The organism is Pseudomonas sp. CM27 (assembly GCF_013179515.1).
Lineage (GTDB): Bacteria > Pseudomonadota > Gammaproteobacteria > Pseudomonadales > Pseudomonadaceae > Aquipseudomonas.
Window position 1 is genome coordinate 19,643 of sequence record NZ_JABMCN010000012.1, and the last position, 21,469, is coordinate 41,111.

16 protein-coding genes and 1 pseudogene are annotated in these 21,469 nt (G+C 64.7%); 2 read left to right on the forward strand and 15 right to left on the reverse strand.

Annotation, left to right across the window (positions count from 1 at the left end; all coding sequences use genetic code 11):
- Window position 1: 1 nt before the first annotated feature.
- The 5 genes from HP547_RS02945 to HP547_RS02965 form a co-directional block, all read right to left on the reverse strand.
- Window positions 2-283, reverse strand: coding sequence for a peptidylprolyl isomerase (locus HP547_RS02945; RefSeq protein WP_009686645.1), 282 nt, complete (start codon window positions 281-283; stop codon window positions 2-4).
- 79 nt (window positions 284-362) lie between these two features.
- Window positions 363-1,424, reverse strand: coding sequence for a 3-deoxy-7-phosphoheptulonate synthase (locus tag HP547_RS02950; protein WP_172285466.1), 1,062 nt, complete (start codon window positions 1,422-1,424; stop codon window positions 363-365).
- A 553-nt stretch (window positions 1,425-1,977) separates the two neighbouring features.
- Window positions 1,978-2,529: a YbhB/YbcL family Raf kinase inhibitor-like protein gene (locus tag HP547_RS02955; protein ID WP_172285467.1), complete on the reverse strand. Its 552-nt coding sequence runs from the start codon at window positions 2,527-2,529 to the stop codon at window positions 1,978-1,980.
- 48 nt (window positions 2,530-2,577) lie between these two features.
- On the reverse strand, window positions 2,578-2,886 hold the full coding sequence (locus tag HP547_RS02960; protein ID WP_172233302.1) for a hypothetical protein: 309 nt from the start codon (window positions 2,884-2,886) through the stop codon (window positions 2,578-2,580).
- Window positions 2,887-2,997: 111 nt separating this feature from the next.
- Window positions 2,998-4,293 carry an MFS transporter gene (locus HP547_RS02965; RefSeq protein WP_172285468.1) on the reverse strand — a complete coding sequence of 432 codons (1,296 nt, stop codon included), beginning with the start codon at window positions 4,291-4,293 and terminating at the stop codon, window positions 2,998-3,000.
- A gap of 523 nt (window positions 4,294-4,816) precedes the next feature.
- Between HP547_RS02965 and HP547_RS02970 the strand changes: the two genes are divergently transcribed.
- Window positions 4,817-5,692 (forward strand): AEC family transporter, encoded by an 876-nt coding sequence (locus HP547_RS02970; RefSeq protein ID WP_172285469.1) that lies wholly within the window; start codon window positions 4,817-4,819, stop codon window positions 5,690-5,692.
- A gap of 87 nt (window positions 5,693-5,779) precedes the next feature.
- Here the strand turns inward: HP547_RS02970 and HP547_RS02975 are convergent, their stop codons facing one another.
- The 6 genes from HP547_RS02975 to HP547_RS03000 all read right to left on the reverse strand — a co-directional run bounded on the left by HP547_RS02975 (window position 5,780) and on the right by HP547_RS03000 (window position 15,468).
- Window positions 5,780-6,913 (reverse strand): HlyD family secretion protein, encoded by a 1,134-nt coding sequence (locus HP547_RS02975; protein ID WP_172285470.1) that lies wholly within the window; start codon window positions 6,911-6,913, stop codon window positions 5,780-5,782.
- Window positions 6,910-8,559, reverse strand: coding sequence for an MFS transporter (locus HP547_RS02980; RefSeq protein ID WP_172285471.1), 1,650 nt, complete (start codon window positions 8,557-8,559; stop codon window positions 6,910-6,912). The genes HP547_RS02975 and HP547_RS02980 overlap by 4 nt, the downstream gene beginning before the upstream one ends.
- 174 nt (window positions 8,560-8,733) lie before the next feature.
- Complete coding sequence (locus tag HP547_RS02985; RefSeq protein ID WP_172285472.1) at window positions 8,734-11,157, reverse strand: TonB-dependent receptor; 2,424 nt, start codon at window positions 11,155-11,157, stop codon at window positions 8,734-8,736.
- 107 nt (window positions 11,158-11,264) lie between these two features.
- The gene (locus HP547_RS02990; RefSeq protein ID WP_172285473.1) at window positions 11,265-12,230 is read right to left on the reverse strand and encodes a FecR domain-containing protein; all 966 of its coding nucleotides are present in this window, start codon (window positions 12,228-12,230) and stop codon (window positions 11,265-11,267) included.
- Window positions 12,230-12,736 (reverse strand): sigma-70 family RNA polymerase sigma factor, encoded by a 507-nt coding sequence (locus tag HP547_RS02995; RefSeq protein WP_172285474.1) that lies wholly within the window; start codon window positions 12,734-12,736, stop codon window positions 12,230-12,232. Before HP547_RS02995 ends, HP547_RS02990 begins: the two co-directional genes overlap by 1 nt.
- A gap of 215 nt (window positions 12,737-12,951) precedes the next feature.
- Entirely contained in the window at window positions 12,952-15,468 is a 2,517-nt protein-coding gene (locus tag HP547_RS03000) for an excinuclease ABC subunit UvrA (protein WP_172285475.1), read from the reverse strand.
- Between the two features lie 156 nt (window positions 15,469-15,624).
- On the opposite strand from HP547_RS03000, the gene HP547_RS03005 reads away from it, so the two are divergent.
- Window positions 15,625-16,500 (forward strand): RHS repeat-associated core domain-containing protein, encoded by an 876-nt coding sequence (locus tag HP547_RS03005; protein ID WP_172285476.1) that lies wholly within the window; start codon window positions 15,625-15,627, stop codon window positions 16,498-16,500.
- Between the two features lie 32 nt (window positions 16,501-16,532).
- Here the strand turns inward: HP547_RS03005 and tssA are convergent, their stop codons facing one another.
- The 4 genes and pseudogenes from tssA to HP547_RS03025 form a co-directional block, all read right to left on the reverse strand.
- Entirely contained in the window at window positions 16,533-17,630 is a 1,098-nt protein-coding gene (gene tssA / locus HP547_RS03010) for a type VI secretion system protein TssA (RefSeq protein WP_172285477.1), read from the reverse strand.
- A 98-nt stretch (window positions 17,631-17,728) separates the two neighbouring features.
- Window positions 17,729-18,247 (reverse strand): type VI secretion system tube protein Hcp, encoded by a 519-nt coding sequence (locus tag HP547_RS03015; protein ID WP_016499518.1) that lies wholly within the window; start codon window positions 18,245-18,247, stop codon window positions 17,729-17,731.
- Window positions 18,248-18,389: 142 nt separating this feature from the next.
- Window positions 18,390-20,885: a type VI secretion system membrane subunit TssM gene (tssM, locus tag HP547_RS03020; protein WP_172221634.1), complete on the reverse strand. Its 2,496-nt coding sequence runs from the start codon at window positions 20,883-20,885 to the stop codon at window positions 18,390-18,392.
- Window positions 20,882-21,469 (reverse strand): annotated as a pseudogene (locus tag HP547_RS03025) (type VI secretion system-associated protein TagF); the annotation flags it as partial. The pseudogene HP547_RS03025 and the gene tssM, both read right to left, overlap by 4 nt.

Genomic DNA, 21,469 nt, shown 5'->3' on the forward strand with positions numbered 1-21,469 from the left:
CTTAGTCCTGGCGGCTGGTCACTTCCAGCAGGTGGTAGCCGAACTGGGTCTTCACCGGGCCTTGCACGGTGTTGACCGGGGCGCTGAAGACCACGGTGTCGAACTCCTTGACCATCTGGCCTGGGCCGAACGAACCCAGGTCACCGCCCTGGCGGCTGGACGGGCAGGTGGAATTGGCTTTGGCGATTTCAGCGAAATCGGCACCCGCTTCGATCTGGGCTTTGAGTTCGTTGCACTTGTCTTCGCTGGCAACGAGGATGTGGCGGGCGGTTGCACGGGCCATGGGGACTGCTCCTTGGGGTAAAAAAGCCAAGCCTAGCGCACTTGTCCGGGGTATGTCTCGCCAGGCTTGCAACCTTTGTTTACAGTTTTTGTGCTGCCTCGCGCAACAGGGTTTCGGTGGAGGCCCAGCCCAGGCAACCGTCGGTGATCGACACGCCATATTTCAGCGCGCCCTTGCCCAGCGCCTGGCAGCCATCGAACAGGTGCCCCTCGATCATCACACCGACCAGCGAACGGTCACCGGCCAGGCGCTGCGCCAGCACATCGTTGAACACGGCTGGCTGGCGCGCCGGGTCCTTGGCGCTGTTGGCATGGCTGCAATCGACCATGATCCGCGGCTGCAGGCCGGCCTTGGCCAGTGCCTGGCGGGCCATGGCGATGCTGTCGGCATCGTAGTTCGGGCCCTTGTGGCCCCCGCGCAGCACCAAATGGGTGTCCGGGTTGCCCAGGGTCTCGATGATTGCCGGATGGCCCTGCACATCCATGCCGAAGTGGCGGTGTGGATGGGCGGCGCTGCGCATGGCATCGCTGGCGATGGCGATGCCGCCGTCGGTACCGTTCTTGAAGCCGACCGGCAGTTCCAGGCCACTGACCATTTCGCGGTGAATTTGCGATTCGGTGGTACGCGCACCAATTGCGGCCCAGGCCAGCAGGTCATCGAAGTAACCGGCGGCCATCGGTTGCAGCAGCTCGGTAGCGACCGGCAGACCGCGCTCGATCATGTTCAGCATCAGCCCGCGGGACAGGGCGATGCCGGCGTGCATGTCGTCGCTGCCATCCAGGTGCGGGTCGTAGGCCAGGCCTTTCCAGCCCACCGTGGTGCGCGGCTTTTCGACGTAGGCGCGCATCACCAACAGCAGCTTGTCGTCGACTTCACGGCTGAGGGCGGCCAGGCGATCGGCGTATTCCAGGGCCGAGCGCGGGTCGTGGATCGAGCAGGGGCCGACGATCACCAGCAGGCGCTCATCGCGGCCTTCGAGGATGTCGCGGATGGCCTGGCGATGGGCATGGACTTGCTGGGTGAGCTCGCTGGACAGCGGCATCTGCTGCTTGAGCAGGTGCGGGCTGGGCAGGCGCAGGCTGACAGTGCTGTTGGCGGCTTGTGGCTGGGTCAGGGGCAGGGCGAGGCTGGAGGCTTGCATGGCGTTTTTCCCTGGGCGGACGGCGGGTTCTGGCCCGCGCTGTCGGCCCTATCGAGGTGTTCGACAAATCGTTGAATGCGGATTGACTGCTGCGTTGCCACCTGTGGAATTCCGAACGGAGGCGGCAGGCTGGCCCGAACGGGATTGGCTAAATCGCCAGGCGGAGGTGCTTGCGTAGTAATAAGTGGCGTAGTTCATGAATCTGTCCTCAATCTGAATCGGTAATGTGCAAAGGCCTGAAAAGCAAAACCCCCGGTCGGGGAGCCGACCGGGGGTTGAGTATTCTCATGTTCGGCGGCCCCTCGAAGGTGGGCGCCGTGTGGGTATCGGCGCCTAGTGGCTAAACCAATACCCAAAGTAATAGCTGGCAGGTGCCACGCAGCCGGCAACGGCCAGCACAGGGCGCAGGCTGCGACCGGTGTGGTTGGCGTGGTTGCGGGTGTGTTTCGGCATGTTGCTCTCCAGTGAATGAGCCCGAGCTTACTTCAGTTCGGCCGGGGCATTCAATGGATAAATGCTATGGTGGCGATCATTTGTTTTTGTACTGAATGGTTCAATGGCCGTAACGCCCAACCAGGCTTTGAGCCCCCAGCGCATGGCCTTGCAACAACTGCAGCAGGCCGCTGCGGTCCAGGCCTTCGGGCAGCGTGCCTATTGGTAGATCAGTAGCGATCAGGGTCAGTGCGTAATGGTGCGGGTTGTCGCCGGCGGGAGGGCAAGGACCTCGGTAGCTGAGCGTGCCGCGCGAGTTGCGGCCCACCGTGACGTGCTGCCCGGTCAGCGCGGCAGCGCCTTCCTTCAGGCCATCCTGGGCGGGGTCGATGTTGTAGGCGATCCAGTGAACCACGCCAATGCCTTTGCCGCCGTCCGGGTCGAACATGATCAGCGCCAGCGACTGGGTACCTTCGGGCAGGTTTGCCCAGCTGAGTTGCGGGGTGACTTGTTCGCCAGCGCCGCAGGCCGGGTCTGGCCCGACCTGCTGCAAGGCAATCACGCCCCCATCGGTGAACGAAGCAGAGCTGATCGACAGGGCGCCCTGGTTATTACCGGTTGCCATGGCGCTGCAAGGTATGAGGGCAGCAAGCAGCCAGGGTTTGAGGTTCATGGCGAGTCCTTGGCAGGGCGATGGGGCGCAGTGTAGTCCAGGCCAGCCTCAGCGGCTGTCCTGGTCTTCGGCAGTGCCACCGCTGTACCCGGCACCGGAGCCTGTGGCTTCACCGGTGCTGTTGGAGCCGCCACTGGCGCCGTCGGCGGCATCGGTGTTGCTGCCGGTGTCGCTGCTGTCATTGCTCTTGCCGCTGCCAGGGCTGTTGACGCTGCTGTCTTCACCGGCCGTCTTGCCGCCGGACTGGTCAGTTTGCGGGCGGCTGTCGGTGTTGGTGTCGGTGGCGGCGAAGCTGGTGCCAGTGATGGAGGCCAGGCCCAGGGCCAGGCACAGGGAGAGCGGGCGAATGCGGATCATGGCGTGTCTCCTTTGCGGATGATCTGTCATTCGTTGGGCTGGGGACGGGGGCAGTGGTGCCTTCCGGGCGACGAGTGGTAAATGCAGGGGCTGCGCTGCAGCCCCTTGGCTTCACTCGGTTTCGCTACGCGGTGCGTGCACAGGCTCGGAGGCTTCCAGCGGCGGGTGTTCCTGGGCCGCATGCATCAGGTCCTCGGTGACCCGCAACTCGGCGCCAGTCGGCGAGAAGGTAGTCGAAGCGGTGAACGGTGCAGGGTGCTCAGCCGCCGGGCGCTTGCCGCGGCGCCACATGAAGAAGCACACCATGGCCAGGTTGACCACGGCAAACGCCCAGAACAGCCCGGCCTCGCCAAATTCGGTCATCACCGGCGAAATTGCCATTGGCGCCATGGCCGAGCCCAGCGAGTTGATCAGCAGCAAGCCCTGGATCATCGGCACCAGCGCATCGGAGGGCGCGCGGTCGGCCGCATGGCTGACGGCCACCGGGTACAGGGTGAATACAGCGCCACCCAGCAGGAACAGCATGGCCGGCAGCACGATCGAGTCCGACGGCAGGAATACCGTCACCAGCGACAGCACGACGCACAACCCGGCAAGGGCGAGCAGCACGTCCAGGCGGTCCTTGCGGTCCGACCAGCGCCCGACCGGGTATTGCAGCAGCATGGCGCCGAGGATCACCCAGGCCATCATGTTGCCCACTTCACCGACATCCAGGCCGATGCGCTGCAAGTACAGCGGCAGCAGGGCATAGATGCCGGCAATGGCCACACCCGAGCCAAAGCAACCGACCAGCCCCGAGGGCGCCACACCCAGCAATTGGCGGGGCTTGAGCGGTTCGACCTGGTCCAGCAGCGGCGACACCCGCGGCAGGATCACGATCGGCAGCACCGACAAGGCGGCGAGCACGCCAGCCAGCATGAACGGTGCGGTGTCACCCAGATGGGTGATTTCGCCCAGGCCGGCCTGCGCGATCACCCCGGCGCCGTAGAAGGCGATCATGTACAGCGCCAGCAGGCGGCCGCGGATCTTCGCGTCACCGGCCAGCAACAGCCAGCTTTCGATGACCAGGAATACGCCGACCGCAGCCCAGCCGTTGATCAGGCGCAGCACCGACCACCAGGTGACGTCATAGAACAGCCCCTGCAGCAGGATGGTCACGGCAATCAGCGATGCAAAGCTTGTGTAGGCGCGGATATGGCCGATGCGCAGGATCAGTCGGTCGTTGAAGATAGCGCCCAGGGTCAGGCCGATGAAGTAGGTCGACGAGACGATACCGATGGTGGTGGCCGATTCACCGGCAGCGCCCAGGCGCAGGGTGGTCAGCGAAGACATGAAGCCGTTGCCCAGGGCAATGATGAACAGCCCGAGCAGGGGCGCCAGCGCCATGGCCAGCAAACGCGGAGACATACGTACCTCTAGTTGGATGAGCGGGATGAGCGCCTTTTCGGACGCGCACACCGGCTCGACCCGGCAGGGGCGAGGGGGTTGCACGGATGCGACCTGGGCAAGACTCAACCGCTGGGCCTATGGGAATTGGGCCGGGCGGGGAGGGTTGAGCCTATTTCACATGTACGGGCATGTGTTCAGGCACGGACTCTGTCATTGCTGCGGGTTGCCACCGTTCAAGGCGACGGGCGAAAAGGAAGCGCGATTCTACGGGCTTGGAAGGTTTTGCCCAAGGGGCAACAGCGTGCGACGAGACGCCGCAGTCCAAGGGCGACATGAAAGTGTCTTGGGCAGACATTTTCAATGACTGCCCTGGATTTTGGTAGGTGCAGCCTTGCGCTGCGAAAGGGCCGGTAAGCTTTGAGTTTGTTTGTGGCTGAAATGGCCTCTTCGCAGCACAAGGCTGCCCCTGCAAGAGACGGGGTCGCCTGGGCAAATGCGCAGACTGCTGCATAATGCTGCATCCACACCAAGGAAGGCCTCCATGTTCGCGTCGCTGTTCGCAGTCCTGGCCCCGGTTTTCATCGTCGCCGCTGTTGGCTTCGCCTGGGCCCGCAAGGGCCTGGACTACCCCACCGACTTCATCGCCCGGGTGGTGATGACCATCGGCACCCCGTCGCTGGTGCTGTCCACCCTCAGCCGCACCGAGCTGAACACGAATGCCTTTACCAGCATGGCCGTCGCCTGTTTGCTGTGCACCCTGGGCATGGCCTTGGCTGCGTTGCTGGTGTGCCGCGCTTCTGGCATGCATTGGCGGGTACTGCTGCCGGCGTTCATGTTCCCCAACACCGGCAACATGGGCCTGCCGATCAGCCTGTACGCCTTCGGTGAACACGGCTTGGCACTGGCCGTGGCGTTTTTCCTCACCCTGTCGATCGTGCAGTTCACGATCGGCATGGCCATCTCCGGCACGGCGGCTTCGCTCAAGGCGCTGCTGCGCAACCCGATCGTCATCAGCCTGGCGGGCGCCATGCCCATCATCTTTCTCGATTTCGAACTGCCGCGCTGGCTGGCCAACACCGCAGACCTGCTGGGCGGCATGACCATCCCGCTGATGCTGTTGACCCTGGGGGTATCGCTGGCCAGCATTCGCCTGCGTCACGTAGGCAGCGGCCTGTTGCTCGGCGGTTTGCGCATTGGCCTGGGGGCTGCGATGGGTTGGGCAGTGGGGGCAGCGCTGGGCATGGACAACCTTGAGCGAGCAGTGCTGGTGGTGCAGTCGGCAATGCCGGTGGCGGTGTTCAACTACCTGATGGCGGTGCGAGCCAACCGCGAGCCGGAGCAGGTGGCGAACCTGGTGATGTGCTCGACGGTGCTGTCATTTGCCTGGTTGCCCGTGGTGCTGGCCTGGTGGATGTAAGCCTGTTCTGGCCTAAGCACAGCCCCAGAAAACTCTACAGTACCGGTGGGAGCGGGTTCCCCCGTGAAGCGGCCGGTAGCCACACCATCAATCGCGGCTGCGCGTGTCGATACTGACCACCACCGACATCCCGGGTCGCAGCCGCCTGGCCTGGGCCTGGTCGGCGTCCACGGTGATGCGTACCGGTATGCGCTGGGCAATCTTGACGAAATTGCCGGTGGCATTGTCCGCCTGCAACAAGGCGAACTCCGAGCCGGTGGCCGGCGAAATCTGCTGCACGTGCCCGTGCAGCTTCAGGTGGTTCAAGGCATCCACGGTAAAGGTCACCGGCTGGCCGATGCGCACCTCGGACATCTGGGTTTCCTTCATGTTGGCGATCACCCACAGGGTGTCGGGCACCAGCGCCATCAGCTGCGCACCCGAGTTCACATAAGCCCCAAGGCGCGTGCCGATCTGCCCCAGCTGGCCGTCGCGCGGGGCGGTGACGCGGGTATTGTCCAGGTCGATGCGGGCCAGTTCGACAGCCGCCTTGGCGTTCTCGACTGCCGCCTCCAGCGCGGCCCGGTTGACGACCACGGTTTCCCGGTCTTGCCGGGCGATTTCCAGCGCCGCTCTGGCCTGGGCCAGGCTGGCGACGGCAGCGGCTGCGCTGGCCCGGGCCAGGTCCAGCTCGCGGCGGGACACCGAGCCGTCGTTGACCAGTGCCTGGTTGCGGCCCAGGTCGGCTTTGGCCTTGGCAGCCTGCGCGGTGGCGTCGTCGATGGCAGCCCGGCGCTGGGCAATGGTGGCATCGGCGCTGTTGCGCTGCTGCAGGTTGTTGGCCAGGGCCGCCTGTTGTTGCTGCAGTTGGGCAACGGCCTGGGCCAGGCGCTGCTTGTAGATGCGGTCGTCCAGCTGCACCAGCAGGTCGCCAGCCTTGACGAACTGGAAGTCGTGTACTGGTACATCGGTAATGTAGCCGCTCAGTTGTGGCCCGATGATGGTCACCTGGCCGCGCACCAGGGCGTTCTCGGTGCTTTCGATGGCGCTGCTGAACGGTGGCAGGCGCCAGGCGTACAGCACCAGCAGGATGCCGGCCAGGGCCACGCCGGCGAAACTGATCGATGACAGGATCCGCATCCGCCGCGAACGTACCGGGCTGGTTGGCTCGCTGGGCGGTGTGGCGCCTTCCGGGGTTTCGGCGATGGCGGTGGTGGTCGTGGTGCGGGTGTCGTCGGTCATCGGGTGGTCGCGCCGGGGGTCGAGTCGGTGGAGGTGGCCTTGCGTTTTGCGTACCAGAGCCAGGTGCTGCGGATGCAGATCCAGATCATGGTCAGGATTGCGATGCTGCCGATCAGCACGAATACATCGTTGTAGGCCATGATATTGGCTTCGCGGGTGGCGGCACTGGCCAGCAGGCGCATGCCGGCTTCGCTGCGCAGCGCCGGGTCGGCGATCACGCCACCGTAACCGCCGCCGCCGCTTTGCACACGCGCATTCACCAGCGGCTCCAGGTAGCTGAGGCGATCCATCAGGTGGCTGGAATGAAACTTCTCCCGCCAGGTCTGGAAGGTGCCCAGCAGCGCCGCGCCGATCAGCCCACCCAGGTTGTTGCAAATGCCGAACAGCACCGAAAAACTCACCAGGTTGCGGGGGTTGGCGCGCACATGGCTGATACCCAGGGCCATCGACGGGCCAAGGAAGAAGGTGCTGCCGAAAGCCAGCAGGAACTGGCTGAAGTACATCTGCGCCGGGCGGGTCAGGTTGCTGGAGCTGCTGTCCATGAAGGCGCCGGCAGCCATGGCCAGCAGCGAGACGAACAGCGGAATCACCAGGTGGTTGGGGTTGATGGTGAGGGCACTGCTGGCCAGCCCGGCCACCGCGCCCAGCAGCATGATCCCGTACAGCGCGCGCAGCTGCTCGCTGCCCATGTTCAATACCTGCAGGAAGCCGACCGCACCCGTGGACTGCTCCGAGGTGACCATGCGGATCAGCACCACGCACAGCGCCAGGCGGATGATGGCCCCGCTGCCCAGCCAGTGGGTCATCAGCAACGGGTTCTGGCGATTGTGTTCGATGGCCAGGCCGCTGAAAATCAGGGCGATCGATGCCGCCAGCGCAACGCCGATCCACGGCGCCTCCAGCCACCAGTCGATGCGCCCCAGCGACAGCGCAGCGCAGAGCAGGGCAGTGCCGCCGGCCATCAGGGTGAACGTCAGGAAGTCCAGCGGCTCGAAGGTTTTGAAGCGGTCGCCGGGCGGCAGCTTGAGCATCATCACGCAACCCAGCGCAGCCAGTGCCAGGCCCAGTTCGAACAGGTACAGCCCACGCCATTCGGCGATTTGCAGCAGGTCTTCGGAAAAGATCCGCGCCAGCGGCAGCGCCAGCTGCGAGGCGCCCAGGCCCAGGACCATCGCCTTGAGCCGCCATTGCGCCGGGAACGCCTGGATCATGTAGTACAGCCCCAGCGAGCTGAGCGCGGCGCCGACCATGCCGTGCGCTGCGCGAACGGCGATGGCCGAGTTCAGGTCGTTGACCAGCAGGTGGGCGAAGGTAACCAGCGCATACAGCACCAGGAACACTTCGGTAAAGGCGCGCAGGCCGAACTGCTGGCGGAACTTGACCAGCAGCAGGTTGATGGACACGTTGGTCATCACGTAGGCGGCTGGCAACCAGGCCATTTCCGCCGTGGTCGCGCCCAGGGCGCCCTGCAGGAACACCAGATTGGCGGTGACCAGCGCGTTGCCCAGGCCACCGGTGATTGCCACCAGCAGGCCGACAACGCCGTAGGCCAGGCGTTTGGCCGGCGAGTGCAGAGGCGTGGAGGGGGAGCCCGGCAGGCTGGGTTTTTCGTGGGGGAGCCACTGGCGGGGGGCGTATTTGTCCATGGGGCAGACTGTACTTTAGCGGCGGTTGGGGCTGCTAGGTGGTTGCCACAGAATTTGCATCGCCTATGAGATCGAGCGCCACGCGGGCGGCGCTCGATCTCACAGGCGCTGCATGTCCGGAGCCATGCCCATCCCAGGCGCTGCATCTCCCAAGCCATACCCATCCCGGGCCCCTCAAAACTCCACACTGGCCGACAACCGCAAAACCCGCGGCGTACCCTGTGTCAGGTAATTGTTAGAGGTAGAAGCCGAAGCCCAGTACGCCTTGTTGGCCACGTTCTCGACATTGGCCCGCAACGTCACCAGCTTGTCATCCACCTTGAAACGATAGCGCCCACCCAGGTCCACCCGCGTCCACGCCGGAATGCTCAAACTGTTCGCCGCATTGACATACTGCCCACCCGTGCGCAGCAGGCGCGCACTCAGCGCCGCGCCCTGGATCCCAGGCACATCCCAGTCAGCCCCCAGGTTGAACTGGAAGCGCGGCACCCCGGCGGCGCGGTTGCCGTCGTTGCTGCCATAGGCAGTGTTCTTTTGCTCGGTATGCATGAACACCGCACCCGTCAGCAGGCGCAGGCCGTCCACTGGCTCACCGAACAGGTTCAGCTCCACACCCTTGTTGACCTGCTCGCCGTCCATGCTGAAGGTGTCCAGCGCGGCCCCCGGCGCGCGGTAGGTGACGCTGTTGGGCTGCTCGATCCGGTACACGCCCAGGCTGGCGCCGAAGCTGTTCCAGTCCAGCTTGACCCCGGCCTCTACCTGCTTGCTGCGCTTGGGCGGGAACACTTCGTTGGCGTTGCTTACACTGGACGGTGCGGTCGGGCCCTGGGCCAGGCCTTCGATGCGGTTGGCGTAGAACGACACATGCTCCCAGGGCTTGATCACCACGCCGTACACCGGCGTGGTGATCGACTCGTCGTACGGCGTATTGCGCACGCCCGTAGCGGTCGCCCAGCTGTCGACGCTGATCGACTGCCTGCGTACACCCACGGTCAACAGCACCCGGTCATCGAAGAAGCCCAGGGTATCGGACAGCGCGACGCTCTTGTTGCGGTTCTTGCCGACGATGCGCGGGTCATGCAGGTCGCTGCCGAAATAGGTATCGGACGGGCGCGGCACCTTCTCCGGGTTGTACAGGTTGCTGTCGTAGCGCTTGGCAGCCGCCAGCGCCTCGTAGGCCGAGCGCTGTTCACCCCACATCCCCGACAGCCCTAAATTGAAGCGGTGGCTGACCGGTCCGGTGGCAAAGCGGCCATTCAGGCCGGCGACCGCACTCTTGTTGTCCTCGTCGTGCGGCGAATAGAGGAAGCCGCCCCGTGCGGTGCCATTTTCGTCGCTGACGTACAGCGAAGAATATTCGCCATTCTCGCGGGTGTGCTTGGCGCCAGCGCCGGCGTACAGCATCCAGTTGTCGTTGAGGTCGTACTCGGCGTTGACCATGCCGTAAGTGTCCTCCAGCTGCGACCAGGTCCAGTCCTGCGAATAGTTGTCACGCGCCGACGGGGCATGGGGCACTTTGGTGCCGGTAGGGTAGATCACCGCGCGGCCCTCGTTGATGCGCTGTTTCTGGTAGCCCAGGTCGGTGGACAGGCGCAGGCGCTCGCCGCGGTAGTCCAGGGCCACGGCGACCAGGGTGGAATGCTGGGCCTCATCGTCGACACCGCTGCCGCCGTCATGCTGGGCCAGGTTGATGCGTGCGCCGAAGCGGTTGTCTTCACCAAAGCGCTTGCCCAGGTCCAGGTGGCCGCCGACATTGTCACCGCTGGCGTAGTCGAGGGTGACATGCCGGGTTGGCGTGTCTTCGGCGCGCTTTGGCACCAGGTTGATTGCCCCGCCAATACCGCTACCTTGGGGCGCGACGCCATTGAGGAAGGCGCTGGAGCCCTTGAACAGTTCGACCCGCTCCAGCGCCTCGGTGGTCACGATCTGCCTTGGCAGCACCCCGTACAGGCCGTTGTAGCTGATGTCATCGGTGTTCAGCGGCAGGCCGCGGATGGTGAACACCTGCGAAAAGTTGCCAAACCCTGCCGACTGGCGCACCGACGCATCATTGAGCAGCACATCGCCCAGGGTGCGCGCCTGCTGGTCGGCGATGGTTTTGGCGGTGTAGCTGGTGACGCTGAACGGCACGTCGCTGATTGCCTGGTCGCCGAGCATGCCCAGCCGAGCACTGCGGGCCACCTGGCCGCCTTGCCAGGTATCGCTGTTGGCGGGCAGTTCGCTGTTGATGGTGGTCGCGCCCAGTTCCAGGGCATTGCCCAGCTCGACCGCAGGGGCCAGGGTGTAACCGCCGCTGTCGGTGCTGATCAGGCTGTAGCCGCTACCGGCCAGCAGGCGGGCGAAGCCTTCCGGGACGCTGTAGTTGCCCTCCAGGCCCTGGCTTTGCACACCGTTGAGCAGGGCCGGGTCGAAGGACAGCGGCACCCCGGCGCTGGCGGCGAAGCGCGCCAGCACGTCGGCCAGCGGGCCGGCTGCCAGGTGATAGGTGTGTGGCGTGTTGCTGGCATCGACGGCCATCGCCATCGGCGCCAGGGTGGCCATGGCGATGGCAAGGCTCAGGGCCTTGAGGCGGAAGCGGTACGGCTGGCGGGGCATCATGCGTGGGTCCTGTGGGTGCAGAATAGGAATGTTCTGCACTCATCACCGGACGACGCAGGAAAAGGTATCACGCAAATTTCACGCAGTCGTATACGGACCGCGTCGGTTCAGGCGCGCGGCTCCACGGTTACCCAGTAGCGCGTCAGCCCCTGGATCGCCACCGGCAGTGTGTCGCCCAGCAGCCGCAGGCTGGCATCGGTATCGGCCAGCGGGAAGGCGCCGGATACTTTCAGCTCGGCCACGGCCGGGTGGCAGCGCAGCACGCCGGGGCGGTAGCGGCTCAGCTCCTGCAGCAGCTCGCCCAGGCGCATGCCCCGGGCCAGCAGCATGCCGTGCTCCCAGGCCAGGTCGCCGGGCTCCAGCGGGGCGGCGGGCTGCACCCGGCTGGCATTGAAGGCGCTGCGCTCGCCTGCCTTCAGCACCAGGCCGCTGCCAGCGTGCGCGGGTCGGGCATCGACTGCGCCTTCAAGCACGGCCACCTGGGTAAGCGCCCCATCCAGGCGGACACTGAAGCGCGTGCCCAGCGCAATCGCCTGGCCATGCAGGGTGCGCACCAGCAGCGGACGTGCCTGGGTGGCAGGGTCCTTGGCACTGGTGACCAGTATTTCACCCGCCAGCAGGTTGATGCGGCGTTGCTGCGCGTCGAAGCTGATGTCGATGGCCGTGTCGGTGTTCAGCAGCACCTGGCTGCCGTCGGCCAGCGTCAGTGGGCGCTGCTCGCCGACCGCTGTGCGCGCATCGGCGGTCCATTGCTGCCACGGTGTTTCGCGCCAGGCCAGCCAGGCCGCCGGGGCAGCCAGTAGCCACAGGCCCAGGCGGTGCAGGGCCTGGCGGCGGCTGACGGCACCATTGCGGCTGAGCCGGCGCAGGGTTTCGCCGGTTACCGGCGTGGGCAGGCGGCGGAAATCGCCGAGGATGGCCTCAGCACGCTGCCAGGCCAGGGCGTGCTGGGCGCTACGCTGGCACCAGGCCTGCACCGCGCGATGGTCGTCCTCGCTGGCCGTGCCTGATTGCAGCTGCACTAGCCAGTCGGCGGCCTCGCCAAGAATCAGCGGGTCGATGCGTTGCACCATCAGTCGATGCTCAGGCAGGCGAGAAAGGCCGTGCGCATGTCGCGCTTGATGGTGATCAGTGAAACCTGCAGCTGTTCGGCGATTTGCGCGTAGGTCAGCCCGTCCAGTTGCGACAGCAGAAACACCTGGCGCACCCGGGCCGGCATCTCGCGCAGCATGGCGTCGATGCGGTACAGGGTTTCCAGGATCAGCCAGCGCGTCTCCGGCGAGGGCACCTCGGGTTCGGGCAAATGGGCAATGGCCTCCAGGTAGGCCCGCTCCACATCCTGGCGGCGCCAGCGGTCAACCACCAGGCCTTTGGCGATATGGGTGAGCAAGGCTCGCGGCTCGTGGCCGAAGTAGCTGTGGCCCTGGCGGCTGAGCAGGCGCACGAAGGTGTCATGGGCCAGGTCGGCGGCATCACAGCCATTGCCCAGCTTGCGCCCCAGCCAGGCCTGCAACCAACCATGGTGCTCGGTGTACAGCGACTGGACCTGCAGGTTGAGGGTGGAGTTGGCGGGGGGCATGGGCGGGTGAGTGGTTCCGTATCAGGGTGCAACTAAGAATTGATCGCATTCTAAGCGGCACACCACTAGGCTGGCAATCCGTTAGCGGTGTGGTGCATGCACCGGCCTCTTCGCGGGTAAACCCGCTCCCACAGGGATCGCGCACCCTTTTTGAATTTTGCGCAAGGGCGGCGGTGCGGCGATCCGGTTTATCCGCCAAGAGGCCGGCACAGGCGCTATAAAGCCTTGGCCAGAAACTCCGCCGTGCGGCTTTCAGGGCACCCAGCCACCACCTGCGGCGTACCACTGACCACCACCTTGCCCCCGGCATCCCCAGCCCCTGGCCCGATATCGATCACCCAGTCACTCTGCGCCACCACCCGCATGTCATGCTCCACCACCACCACGCTGTGGCCGCCCTCGACCAGGCGGTTCAGCTGCACCAGCAGCCGGTCGATGTCTTGCGGGTGCAGGCCATTGGTGGGCTCGTCCAGCACATACAGCGTCGCCCCGCGGGCAACGCGTTGCAGTTCGGTGGCCAGCTTGATGCGCTGCGCCTCGCCACCGGACAGTTCGGTGGCCGGCTGGCCCAGGCGCAGGTAGCCCAGGCCGATATCCTGCAGCACCTGCAGGCAGCGTCGCGCCGCTGGCTGCGCGGCAAACACCTCCAGCGCCTGGTCGACGTTCAGCTGCAGCACCTGCGCGATATTCATGCCTTGCCAGCTCACCGCCAAGGTCTCGGGGTTGTAGCGGGCACCGTGGCAGGTCGGGCAAGGTGCATACACGCTGGGCATGAACAGCAGCTCGACGCTGACAAAGCCTTCGCCCTCGCAGTTGGCGCAACGGCCCTTGGCAACGTTGAAGGAAAACCGCCCGGCATCGAAGCCGTGCGCCTTGGCCTGCTCGGTGGCGGCGAACAGTTTGCGTACGTGATCGAACAAGCCGGTGTAGGTGGCCAGGTTGGAACGGGGCGTGCGGCCGATCGGCTTCTGGTCGACCTGAACCAGGCGTTTGATGCTGTCGATGCCCGCGCTCACCTGGCCGCTGCTGGCCTGTTCAGGTTCGTCTTCCAGGCTTTGCTCATCGGCTTCGCTGCGCTGCTCGGCATGGCCCAGGTGGGCACCCACCAGCTCCAGCAAGGCCTGGCTGACCAGGCTGGACTTGCCCGAGCCGGAAATCCCGGTTACGGCCGTGAAGCAGCCCAGTGGGAATTCGGCGCTGAGGTTATCGAGGTTGTTGCGGGTGATGCCTTCCAGCTTCAGCCAGTCGCGAGCCGGCCGTGGTGCGCGGGCAGCCTGCGCGGGGGGGCTGAACAGGTAGGCGCGGGTGCACGACTGCTGCACCTGCGCCAGCCCGGCGGGCGGCCCACTGTAGAGGATGGTGCCACCATGCTCGCCAGCAGCCGGGCCGACATCCACCAGCCAGTCGGCACGGCGCATGGTGTCCAGGTCGTGCTCCACCACATAGACCGAGTTGCCAGCGTGCTTCAAGCGCTGCAGGGCCTCGAACAGGGCCTCGCTGTCAGCCGGATGCAAGCCGGCCGAGGGCTCGTCGAGCACGTAGATCACGCCGAACAATTGCGAATTCAGCTGCGTTGCCAGGCGCAACCGTTGCAGCTCACCGGAGGACAAGGTCGGGGTGCTGCGTTCCAACGCCAGGTAACCGAGGCCGAGGTCGAGCAGGGTATCGATGCGTTCGAGCAGTTCCTTGGCGATGCGCTGGGCGGCCAGGCGCTTCTCGAGGGTCAGGTCGTCCTGCTGCCGCGTCAGGTAATCCGCCGCTGCCACTTCGCGCAACACCTCGGCCAGTGCCTGTAATGACAGGTGTGACAGCTCGGCGATGTCGCGGCCGGCGAAGGTCACCGCCAGCGCCTCGCGCTTGAGGCGCTTGCCTGCGCACAGCGGGCAGGGGCTGGGGCGCATGTACTGGGCGACGCGCTTGCGCATCTGCGCGCTCTGGGAATGCATGAAGGTGTGCAGCACGTAGCGCCGGGCGCCCATGAAGGTGCCCTGGTAGCTGGGCTCCTGCTTGCGCTTGAGGGCGGTGCGGGTTTGCGCCGGGGTCAGGCCGGCATACACCGGGGCAGTGGGGGTGTCTTCGGTGAACAGGATCCAGTCACGCTGCGCCTGGGGCAGGTCGCGCCAGGGGATGTCGACGTCGTAGCCCAGGGTTACCAGGATGTCGCGCTGGTTCTGGCCCTGCCAGGCCATTGGCCACGCCGCCACCGCGCGCTCGCGGATGGTCAGCGACGGGTCGGGAACCATGGTTGCTTCCGTGACCTCGTAGACCCGGCCCATGCCATGGCATTCGGGGCAGGCGCCCTGCGGCGTGTTCGGCGAAAAATCCTCGGCATACAGCATCGCTTGCCCGGCCGGATAATGGCCGGCGCGCGAGTAGAGCATGCGGATAGAACTGGACAAGGTGGTCACGCTGCCCACCGAGGAGCGGGCACTCGGCGTACCGCGTTGCTGCTGCAGGGCCACCGCCGGCGGCAGGCCCTCGATGGCGTCCACGTCCGGCACGCCTACCTGATCGATCAGGCGCCTGGCATAGGGCGCCACCGACTCGAAGTAACGGCGCTGGGCTTCGGCATACAAGGTGGAGAAGGCCAGCGAAGACTTGCCCGAGCCAGACACGCCTGTAAACACCACCAGAGCGTCGCGGGGGATATCGACATCAACGTTCTTGAGGTTGTGCTCGCGAGCACCGTGTACGCGAACGAAGCCGTTCGGGGTGGTTTGGCGTGGGGGCATGACGCAGTCCTTGGCTGTGGCTTGTCAGTGCGCCCACGGTAACAGCATTACCGCTGTCATGCCTGCAGCGTTGTCACCTCATGGAACTGAGAGTTACCGAGTCTTTGGCGGATGATTAGTGTGGCCTTGAGAACACTATTATCCAGGGGCTGAATCATGGAAATCTCGGAACTGGGTTCGGAACTATCTTCGGAACTATCTTCGGAACTACAGGCGTTAGACAAACAAGCTTCCACTGCGCCGGGCAACAACTTCGAAGCCCGAACCTATTCACCTTATGGTTTTCATTTGCCCCGGTCAGCCCCGTTACTGGCGTTCGCCGGTGAATTATGCGGGGCACTGCCGCGCCGCTACCTGCTTGGCAACGGTAAACGGGCCTACGACACAGGGCTGATGCGTTTTCACAGTCCCGATGCAGTAAGCCCTTTTGGCCGCGGAGGTCTCAATGCATATGCTTATTGTCAAGGCGATCCGGTCAACAATGTGGACTGTGATGGTCATTCACCCACACGTATAGCCGGGCAAGGCACCGGGTTGGTCTGGGGAACGGTGGGCATGCTGTCTTCGCTCAACAAAGCTTCAAGAACAATTGTCAAACGCTCGGTTGCCAAGGCCAATGGGCAGCCTGTACCCAGGGAGTTCGACGCCGCGAGCCGCACCAACAATGCAATGATTTTCACCGGTGGCCTTGTCAGTACCCTGACCAAAGCCCCAGGTGTGGCGATGGCTTTCTCTTATCCAACTGTCGGATTGGCAAGTGAAGCATTCAGCGTATTAGGGATGGGAGCAGCCTCGTTCGCCGGTGTGGGAAAAATGAGGCAGCTGGTTACCGATATCAAAGCCACCCTGATAGAAGCCAGGATAAACAGAATTCCATTGGGCAAACTGGCAATAGAATCGCTAAAGGAAGCCTCTGGATGGAATCGGCTCCTGGGCCAGGAGTCGGCCATTCTCGAGCCTTTGCCGGAAAAAGTGCTTATGGTGCGCTGGACCACGGATCGTGCCTTGGCCGTGGATCGAGGCTCAAGGTAGCAGGATTTGCCTCGACTGTTCGCTCGGCCGGTTCAAGACCTTGGTTCGCGGGTGCCCAGTACATCGCGAATGTTGTCGACCACGTTGCTGTCCTTGATCACATCGCTCAGCCAGCCTTCCAGCGGCATGTTGCCCCACTTGATGGCGCGCTCGATCAGGTACGGCACCGGGCTTTGCGGTTCGCTCTGCTTGAAGAACCGGGCCACGCCCGCGAGCATGTTGAACGCTTCGTCACGGGTCAGCGGGGTGGTGCGCATGGGCGCAGGGGCGGTCGGCTGGGAGGGCGAGGCCATCGGTTGCCCGGCTTCGCTGGGCGGGGCGACGTCGGGTTCGGGCGCAGTGCCCGCCACCTCTACAGGGTGCAGTTCAACGCCCCGGTCCTTGAGCAGCTTTTCCGCCAGATGGTTGGCGCGCGAGAGCATGTCGGCCAGGCTGGCAAAGCTCGGCGCGTCGTGATCGAACAGCCGGTCGATGCACGCCTGCAGCTGGTTGCAGGCGCGCAGGCTGGCGGCGATCTGCAAGGCTTTGGCGCGCAGGTGTTCGGTATCGCTGAGGGCCACCGAGCGCTGAAAGATTTCGGCGTTGATCTTGCCTTCGTTGAGTGCGGTCTGCATCGCCTTGGGATTCTGCAGCGCGAGGTTTTCCACGTGACGTGATTCGTCATAACGCAGCACGCCAAAATGCTCGCCCTGGGTAATGGGCAAGCCAGCGGCGATATCGGTAAGGGTGGTTTTCAGCCAGGACAGGCGAGCCGCGCGCTCGTCCATACCGTGTTCCATGTCGGGATACAGGCTGTCCCAGAATGTTTCCATCACCTGTCGGGTCAGTTCGAGGCCAAAGGTGATGCCGTCGAAATGCTCGCGCTGGGCCAGCCCTTCGCTGAGCCAGGCGACCAGCATCAGGTCCTTGCTGTGCTGCGTCAGGCCTTGGGCGGCCAGGCTGATGACCTGTTCCCAGTCGGCGGTCTTCAAATCGGTTTGCCAGTCGCCCTGGGTGAGGTAGTCAGGGTCGGCACGGCGCGCCTCCTTGATCTGGTCGAAAAGGGCGGAGAAGCTCAAATCTTCGCCGCTGCCGCCGTCGATCGGTGCGGCCAGTGTGGCCAGCGAAAGGTCGTTGAGGATTTCAGGCATAGGACACTCTGATCAGGGGAAGAAAGCAGCGTGCCAGGCGACGCGCCGGCACGCTGCGCAACATGGGCCGCGCGCGCGGCCCATGGGCAAGCAGCTGATTAGGCGAATACTTTGTTCGCGGTACGGTCCCAGCCACCGACAATGTTGCCGCCGGCCTGGCCGTCGGTGCGGTTCTGCTGGGTGTAAGTGGTTTTGATACGGGCGAAGTTGAAGCTGATTTCTTCGATCGGCAGGTCGCTCACGGCCTTGTCTTCACCGCCCTGGTTGCCGCCGGCGACGAACTTGACCGACGACACCACGACTTCTTCCATGTCGATGGTCAGGTAGGTGACCTTGTCACCACCGGCGCGGTTCACGTTCAGTTTCAGCTTGGCAATGTGCTTGCCAGTGCAGCAGTGTTCGAACAGCTTGGCCGAAGCCTTGTCGACCGCCTTGCGGATCTTGAAGTCGCTCAGGGCAACTCGCTCGGAGGATGCACCGCCCGAGGAACTTGCGGTGGCCGAGGTGGCCTGGGTGGCGCCGTACTCGTAGCCCAGCACTTCGATCCAGTCCTTGTGCTTGTCATCCAGTACTTCGCCCGGGATGCCGTCGATTTGGATATACGCGTCAAATGCCATTGTGAAACTCTCCATTAACAACAGTGAAGGGTCGCTCATGCGTCCCTTGGTTTTGACCTCACCCGATACACCGGCAGAGGTAGCTTGCCGCCACCCGGGCCTCATCCTGTGAGGCCGGGCAGCTGGTTCTTGCTGCGCGGCCTCAGTTGAGCCCGCGCACTTCGATTTCCACCCGGCGGTTGGGCTCCAGGCACTTGATCAGTTGCGCTCGCGGTTGCTGCAGGTTGCAGTTCACCAGCGGTTTGCGGCTGCCTTCGCCTTGCGCGACCACCAGTTCGGCGGGCACGCCCTTGCCCACCAGGTAGGTGCGAATGGTTTGGGCCCGTTGCCTGGAAACCTGCAGGTTGCCTTGGCTGTCACCGAGCTGGTCGGCGTGACCGGAGATGATGATCTTGCCGATGTCCGGGGTGTTGAGCAGCTTGCTGGCGATCGCACTCAGCTGGTTCTGGCCCTCGTTCTTCAGGCTCTGGAAATCAGCGCGCCCGAAGGCGAACAGCGTGTCCGATTCCAGCGTGATGGTTTCGATCGAGCGCAGCGACTGGGCTCGCAGGCTGTCGATGTAGTTGCGTGAACTGGAAATCAGGAAGGCGTTGTCGAGAATGCGCGGCACATCCGGCTCACGGATCTGCTCGCTGTAGAAGCTGATCTGGCGGCTGGCGTACAGGTAGTCCTGGTTGCCACCGGCCTGGTCGCCGGCCGCAGCCAGGCTGTTGCCGGTCTGGCGGGCGATGGCCGGGTACCAGTAATCCGGCAGACGTGCCTTGAGCACCGCCGGGTCGGCCTTCTCGCGTTGGGCTGGCGAGAGCATCAGGTAAGTGTCCAGGGTCGCCTTGCCGAAGTCGGCGATCGACTGCGCGCGGTTGTCATGCGGCAGGGCCTCGGCCTCCACACTGTCGACGCCACTGACCGGGTGCAGCTCGCGGGTGTTGCGCTGGTACACCTTGAGCGTGGTCAGCAGGTACAAGGTGCGCGTCAGGTTGTCGGCCGTGGGCTTGAGCATGACGTTCTGCAAAGTCGCGAAATAGCGGTTGCGCAGCACCGGCTCCAGCGCATGGCCCTGGTACAGGCCCAGGCGCATGCCGAGCGGTACGCCCTGCTCATGGTGCTGCTGATAGTAATGCGCGGTCCAGAAACGCAAACGGTCAAGGCTGCGCCAGGCGGTGTACTGGTCGCTGATTGCCCGGTCTTGCGCCTTGGCCTCGGCCAGTTCGCCGCTGATGCTGGCCAGAACGGCGCGGTTGTTCAGGTACGACCAGCCCCAGAGGCTGCACAGCACAAGGCCAGCCAGGCCCGCAGCGCCCACCCAGGCAGCCTTGCGCCGGCGTTCGCGGCGGTTGCTGGTGTACAGCGCCACCAGGTGCTGGTCAGGGATGATCACTTTGCGGAACAGGCTGTTGATGAACAGGGGGGCAGGCTGGCTGCCCGGGCGTGCAGCGTCGTTGCCATACTCCAGGGCAAAGCGCTCGGCTACATGCTGGCCGTGGCTGCCCCACTGGGCCTCGTCGGCCTCCAGCGCGGCGGTGAAGTAAAAGCCCCGCAGCATTTCGGCATTCTGGTAGGGGTTGGCACGCAGCAGGCTGTCGACGAACTGCTGCAGGCGTGGCTTGAGCGCTGCCAGCTCCAGCGGGAAGCGGTACGCGGCGTCGTTCTGCCGGGTAACCTGGATATCCTGCTGCACCAGTTGCTGGCTGGCCACTTGCTGCCAGTAGCCGCTCAGTTCGTCCATCGCTGCGCCGAAGCGCCGGCCCCAGTCGGCCTGCTCATAGCCTTTGTGCGAGAAGGTCTTGCCCATCACTTCGCCACGGGCGGCATCATCGAGCTGGCGGTAGAACGGGGTGAAGCCGGGGATCAGGTCGCATTTGGTGAACACCAGGTAAATCGGCAGGCGCACTTCGAGCAGCGTGCAACTTTCCTGTATGCGTTCGCGCAAGCGTTTGGCCACTCGCTCCTGGTCCTCGGCGGAGCCATGCAGGATATCGGCAATGCTGACGCTGACGATCAGGCCGTTCAGCGGCCTGCGCTGGCGATGCTGGCGCAGCAGCTGCAGAAAGCCCCGCCATTTGCCGGCCTCTTCGGGGCTGTTCATGTAGCGCCCCGCGGTGTCGAGCAATACGGCTTCGGAGCTGAAGAACCAGTCGCAGTTGCGGGTGCCGCCCAGGCCGGCGACGCGCGCGCCCTCACGCTCGGCGTAAGGGAAGCTCAGGCCCGACTGCAGGATCATGGTGCTTTTGCCCGCCGCCGGCTGGCCAATCACCAGGTACCAGGGCAGGGCGTACAACGCATCCTTGGCCGCAGTGCCGCGCGGCTTGTTGCTGTGCAGGCGCTCGATACTGTGCAGCAGGCGCTCGCGCAGCAGGCTGATTTCCTCGCGGTCTGCCGGCGTTGCGTTGAGCACGGCCTGGTCGGCGTCGTCGCGCAGCAGGCCTTCGAGGTTGTGGTGCTGGCCGGCGCCGCGGTACAGCAGCAGCACATAGCCCGCCGACAGCAGCAGGAACAGACCGATGCCTGCCAGCAGGCTGGGCAGCGAGGCAAAGCCCAGGGCGCGGCCGATCGCCCAGACCAGGAAGATCGCCAGGAAGAACGCCACCCCCAGCAGGTAGGGTTGATAACGCAGGCAGTAGTACTTGATCTTGTTCATACGGGCGTCGTATCCAGCGCATCGACGAACTGGTCGATGACGTGTTCAAGAGGTCGGTCGTAGGCGTGTTGGTGCGCGGCGCCAGGCAGCGGGCCGAGCAACCCCAGGTGCTGACGCGCCTCGGCGCAGCCGCTGAGCAGGCGATAGGCGCTGCTGGCATGTCGCGCCGGGAAGCAGTACAACCGGGGGTGCATGAAGTCGTCGGCCAGCAAGCTGATCGCCGGCACGCCGGGCTGGCCGCTCATGCGTGTCAGCCAGGTCAGCCACAGGTCCGCCGTGGGGTTTTTCAAGCCGCGTTCGGCCGGCAGCGGCAATTCGATGCCGCCGTCGAAGTCACTGTGCAGCGCGGCGTGGCTGGCCTGCAGCCGCGCCAGTGCGGTAGCACTGTCAAAGCTTGGCCAGGAGCCGTGCAAGGCACGTGCGACGTCGGCAAAGCTGAAATCGTGGAGGAACTTGGCATGCACCCGGCGGAACAGGTCCAGGTCCTGCGCCTGCAGCGGGCGCAGGGCCTGGATCTGCGCGAACAGGCGGGTGCAATCGGCACCTTGCACCGCCTGGTGCAGCAATGGCTTGATCTGCGCGCT

Excerpts from the sequence above, each read along its gene's own strand:
- HP547_RS02945 (WP_009686645.1), bottom strand. The coding sequence starts at position 283 with ATGGCCCGTGCAACCGCCCGCCACATCCTCGTTGCCAGCGAAGACAAG.
- HP547_RS02950 (WP_172285466.1), bottom strand. The coding sequence starts at position 1,424 with ATGCAAGCCTCCAGCCTCGCCCTGCCCCTGACCCAGCCACAAGCCGCC.
- HP547_RS02955 (WP_172285467.1), bottom strand. The coding sequence starts at position 2,529 with ATGAACCTCAAACCCTGGCTGCTTGCTGCCCTCATACCTTGCAGCGCC.
- HP547_RS02960 (WP_172233302.1), bottom strand. The coding sequence starts at position 2,886 with ATGATCCGCATTCGCCCGCTCTCCCTGTGCCTGGCCCTGGGCCTGGCC.
- HP547_RS02965 (WP_172285468.1), bottom strand. The coding sequence starts at position 4,293 with ATGTCTCCGCGTTTGCTGGCCATGGCGCTGGCGCCCCTGCTCGGGCTG.
- HP547_RS02970 (WP_172285469.1), top strand. The coding sequence starts at position 4,817 with ATGTTCGCGTCGCTGTTCGCAGTCCTGGCCCCGGTTTTCATCGTCGCC.
- HP547_RS02975 (WP_172285470.1), bottom strand. The coding sequence starts at position 6,913 with ATGACCGACGACACCCGCACCACGACCACCACCGCCATCGCCGAAACC.
- HP547_RS02980 (WP_172285471.1), bottom strand. The coding sequence starts at position 8,559 with ATGGACAAATACGCCCCCCGCCAGTGGCTCCCCCACGAAAAACCCAGC.
- HP547_RS02985 (WP_172285472.1), bottom strand. The coding sequence starts at position 11,157 with ATGATGCCCCGCCAGCCGTACCGCTTCCGCCTCAAGGCCCTGAGCCTT.
- HP547_RS02990 (WP_172285473.1), bottom strand. The coding sequence starts at position 12,230 with ATGGTGCAACGCATCGACCCGCTGATTCTTGGCGAGGCCGCCGACTGG.
- HP547_RS02995 (WP_172285474.1), bottom strand. The coding sequence starts at position 12,736 with ATGCCCCCCGCCAACTCCACCCTCAACCTGCAGGTCCAGTCGCTGTAC.
- HP547_RS03000 (WP_172285475.1), bottom strand. The coding sequence starts at position 15,468 with ATGCCCCCACGCCAAACCACCCCGAACGGCTTCGTTCGCGTACACGGT.
- HP547_RS03005 (WP_172285476.1), top strand. The coding sequence starts at position 15,625 with ATGGAAATCTCGGAACTGGGTTCGGAACTATCTTCGGAACTATCTTCG.
- tssA (WP_172285477.1), bottom strand. The coding sequence starts at position 17,630 with ATGCCTGAAATCCTCAACGACCTTTCGCTGGCCACACTGGCCGCACCG.
- HP547_RS03015 (WP_016499518.1), bottom strand. The coding sequence starts at position 18,247 with ATGGCATTTGACGCGTATATCCAAATCGACGGCATCCCGGGCGAAGTA.
- tssM (WP_172221634.1), bottom strand. The coding sequence starts at position 20,885 with ATGAACAAGATCAAGTACTACTGCCTGCGTTATCAACCCTACCTGCTG.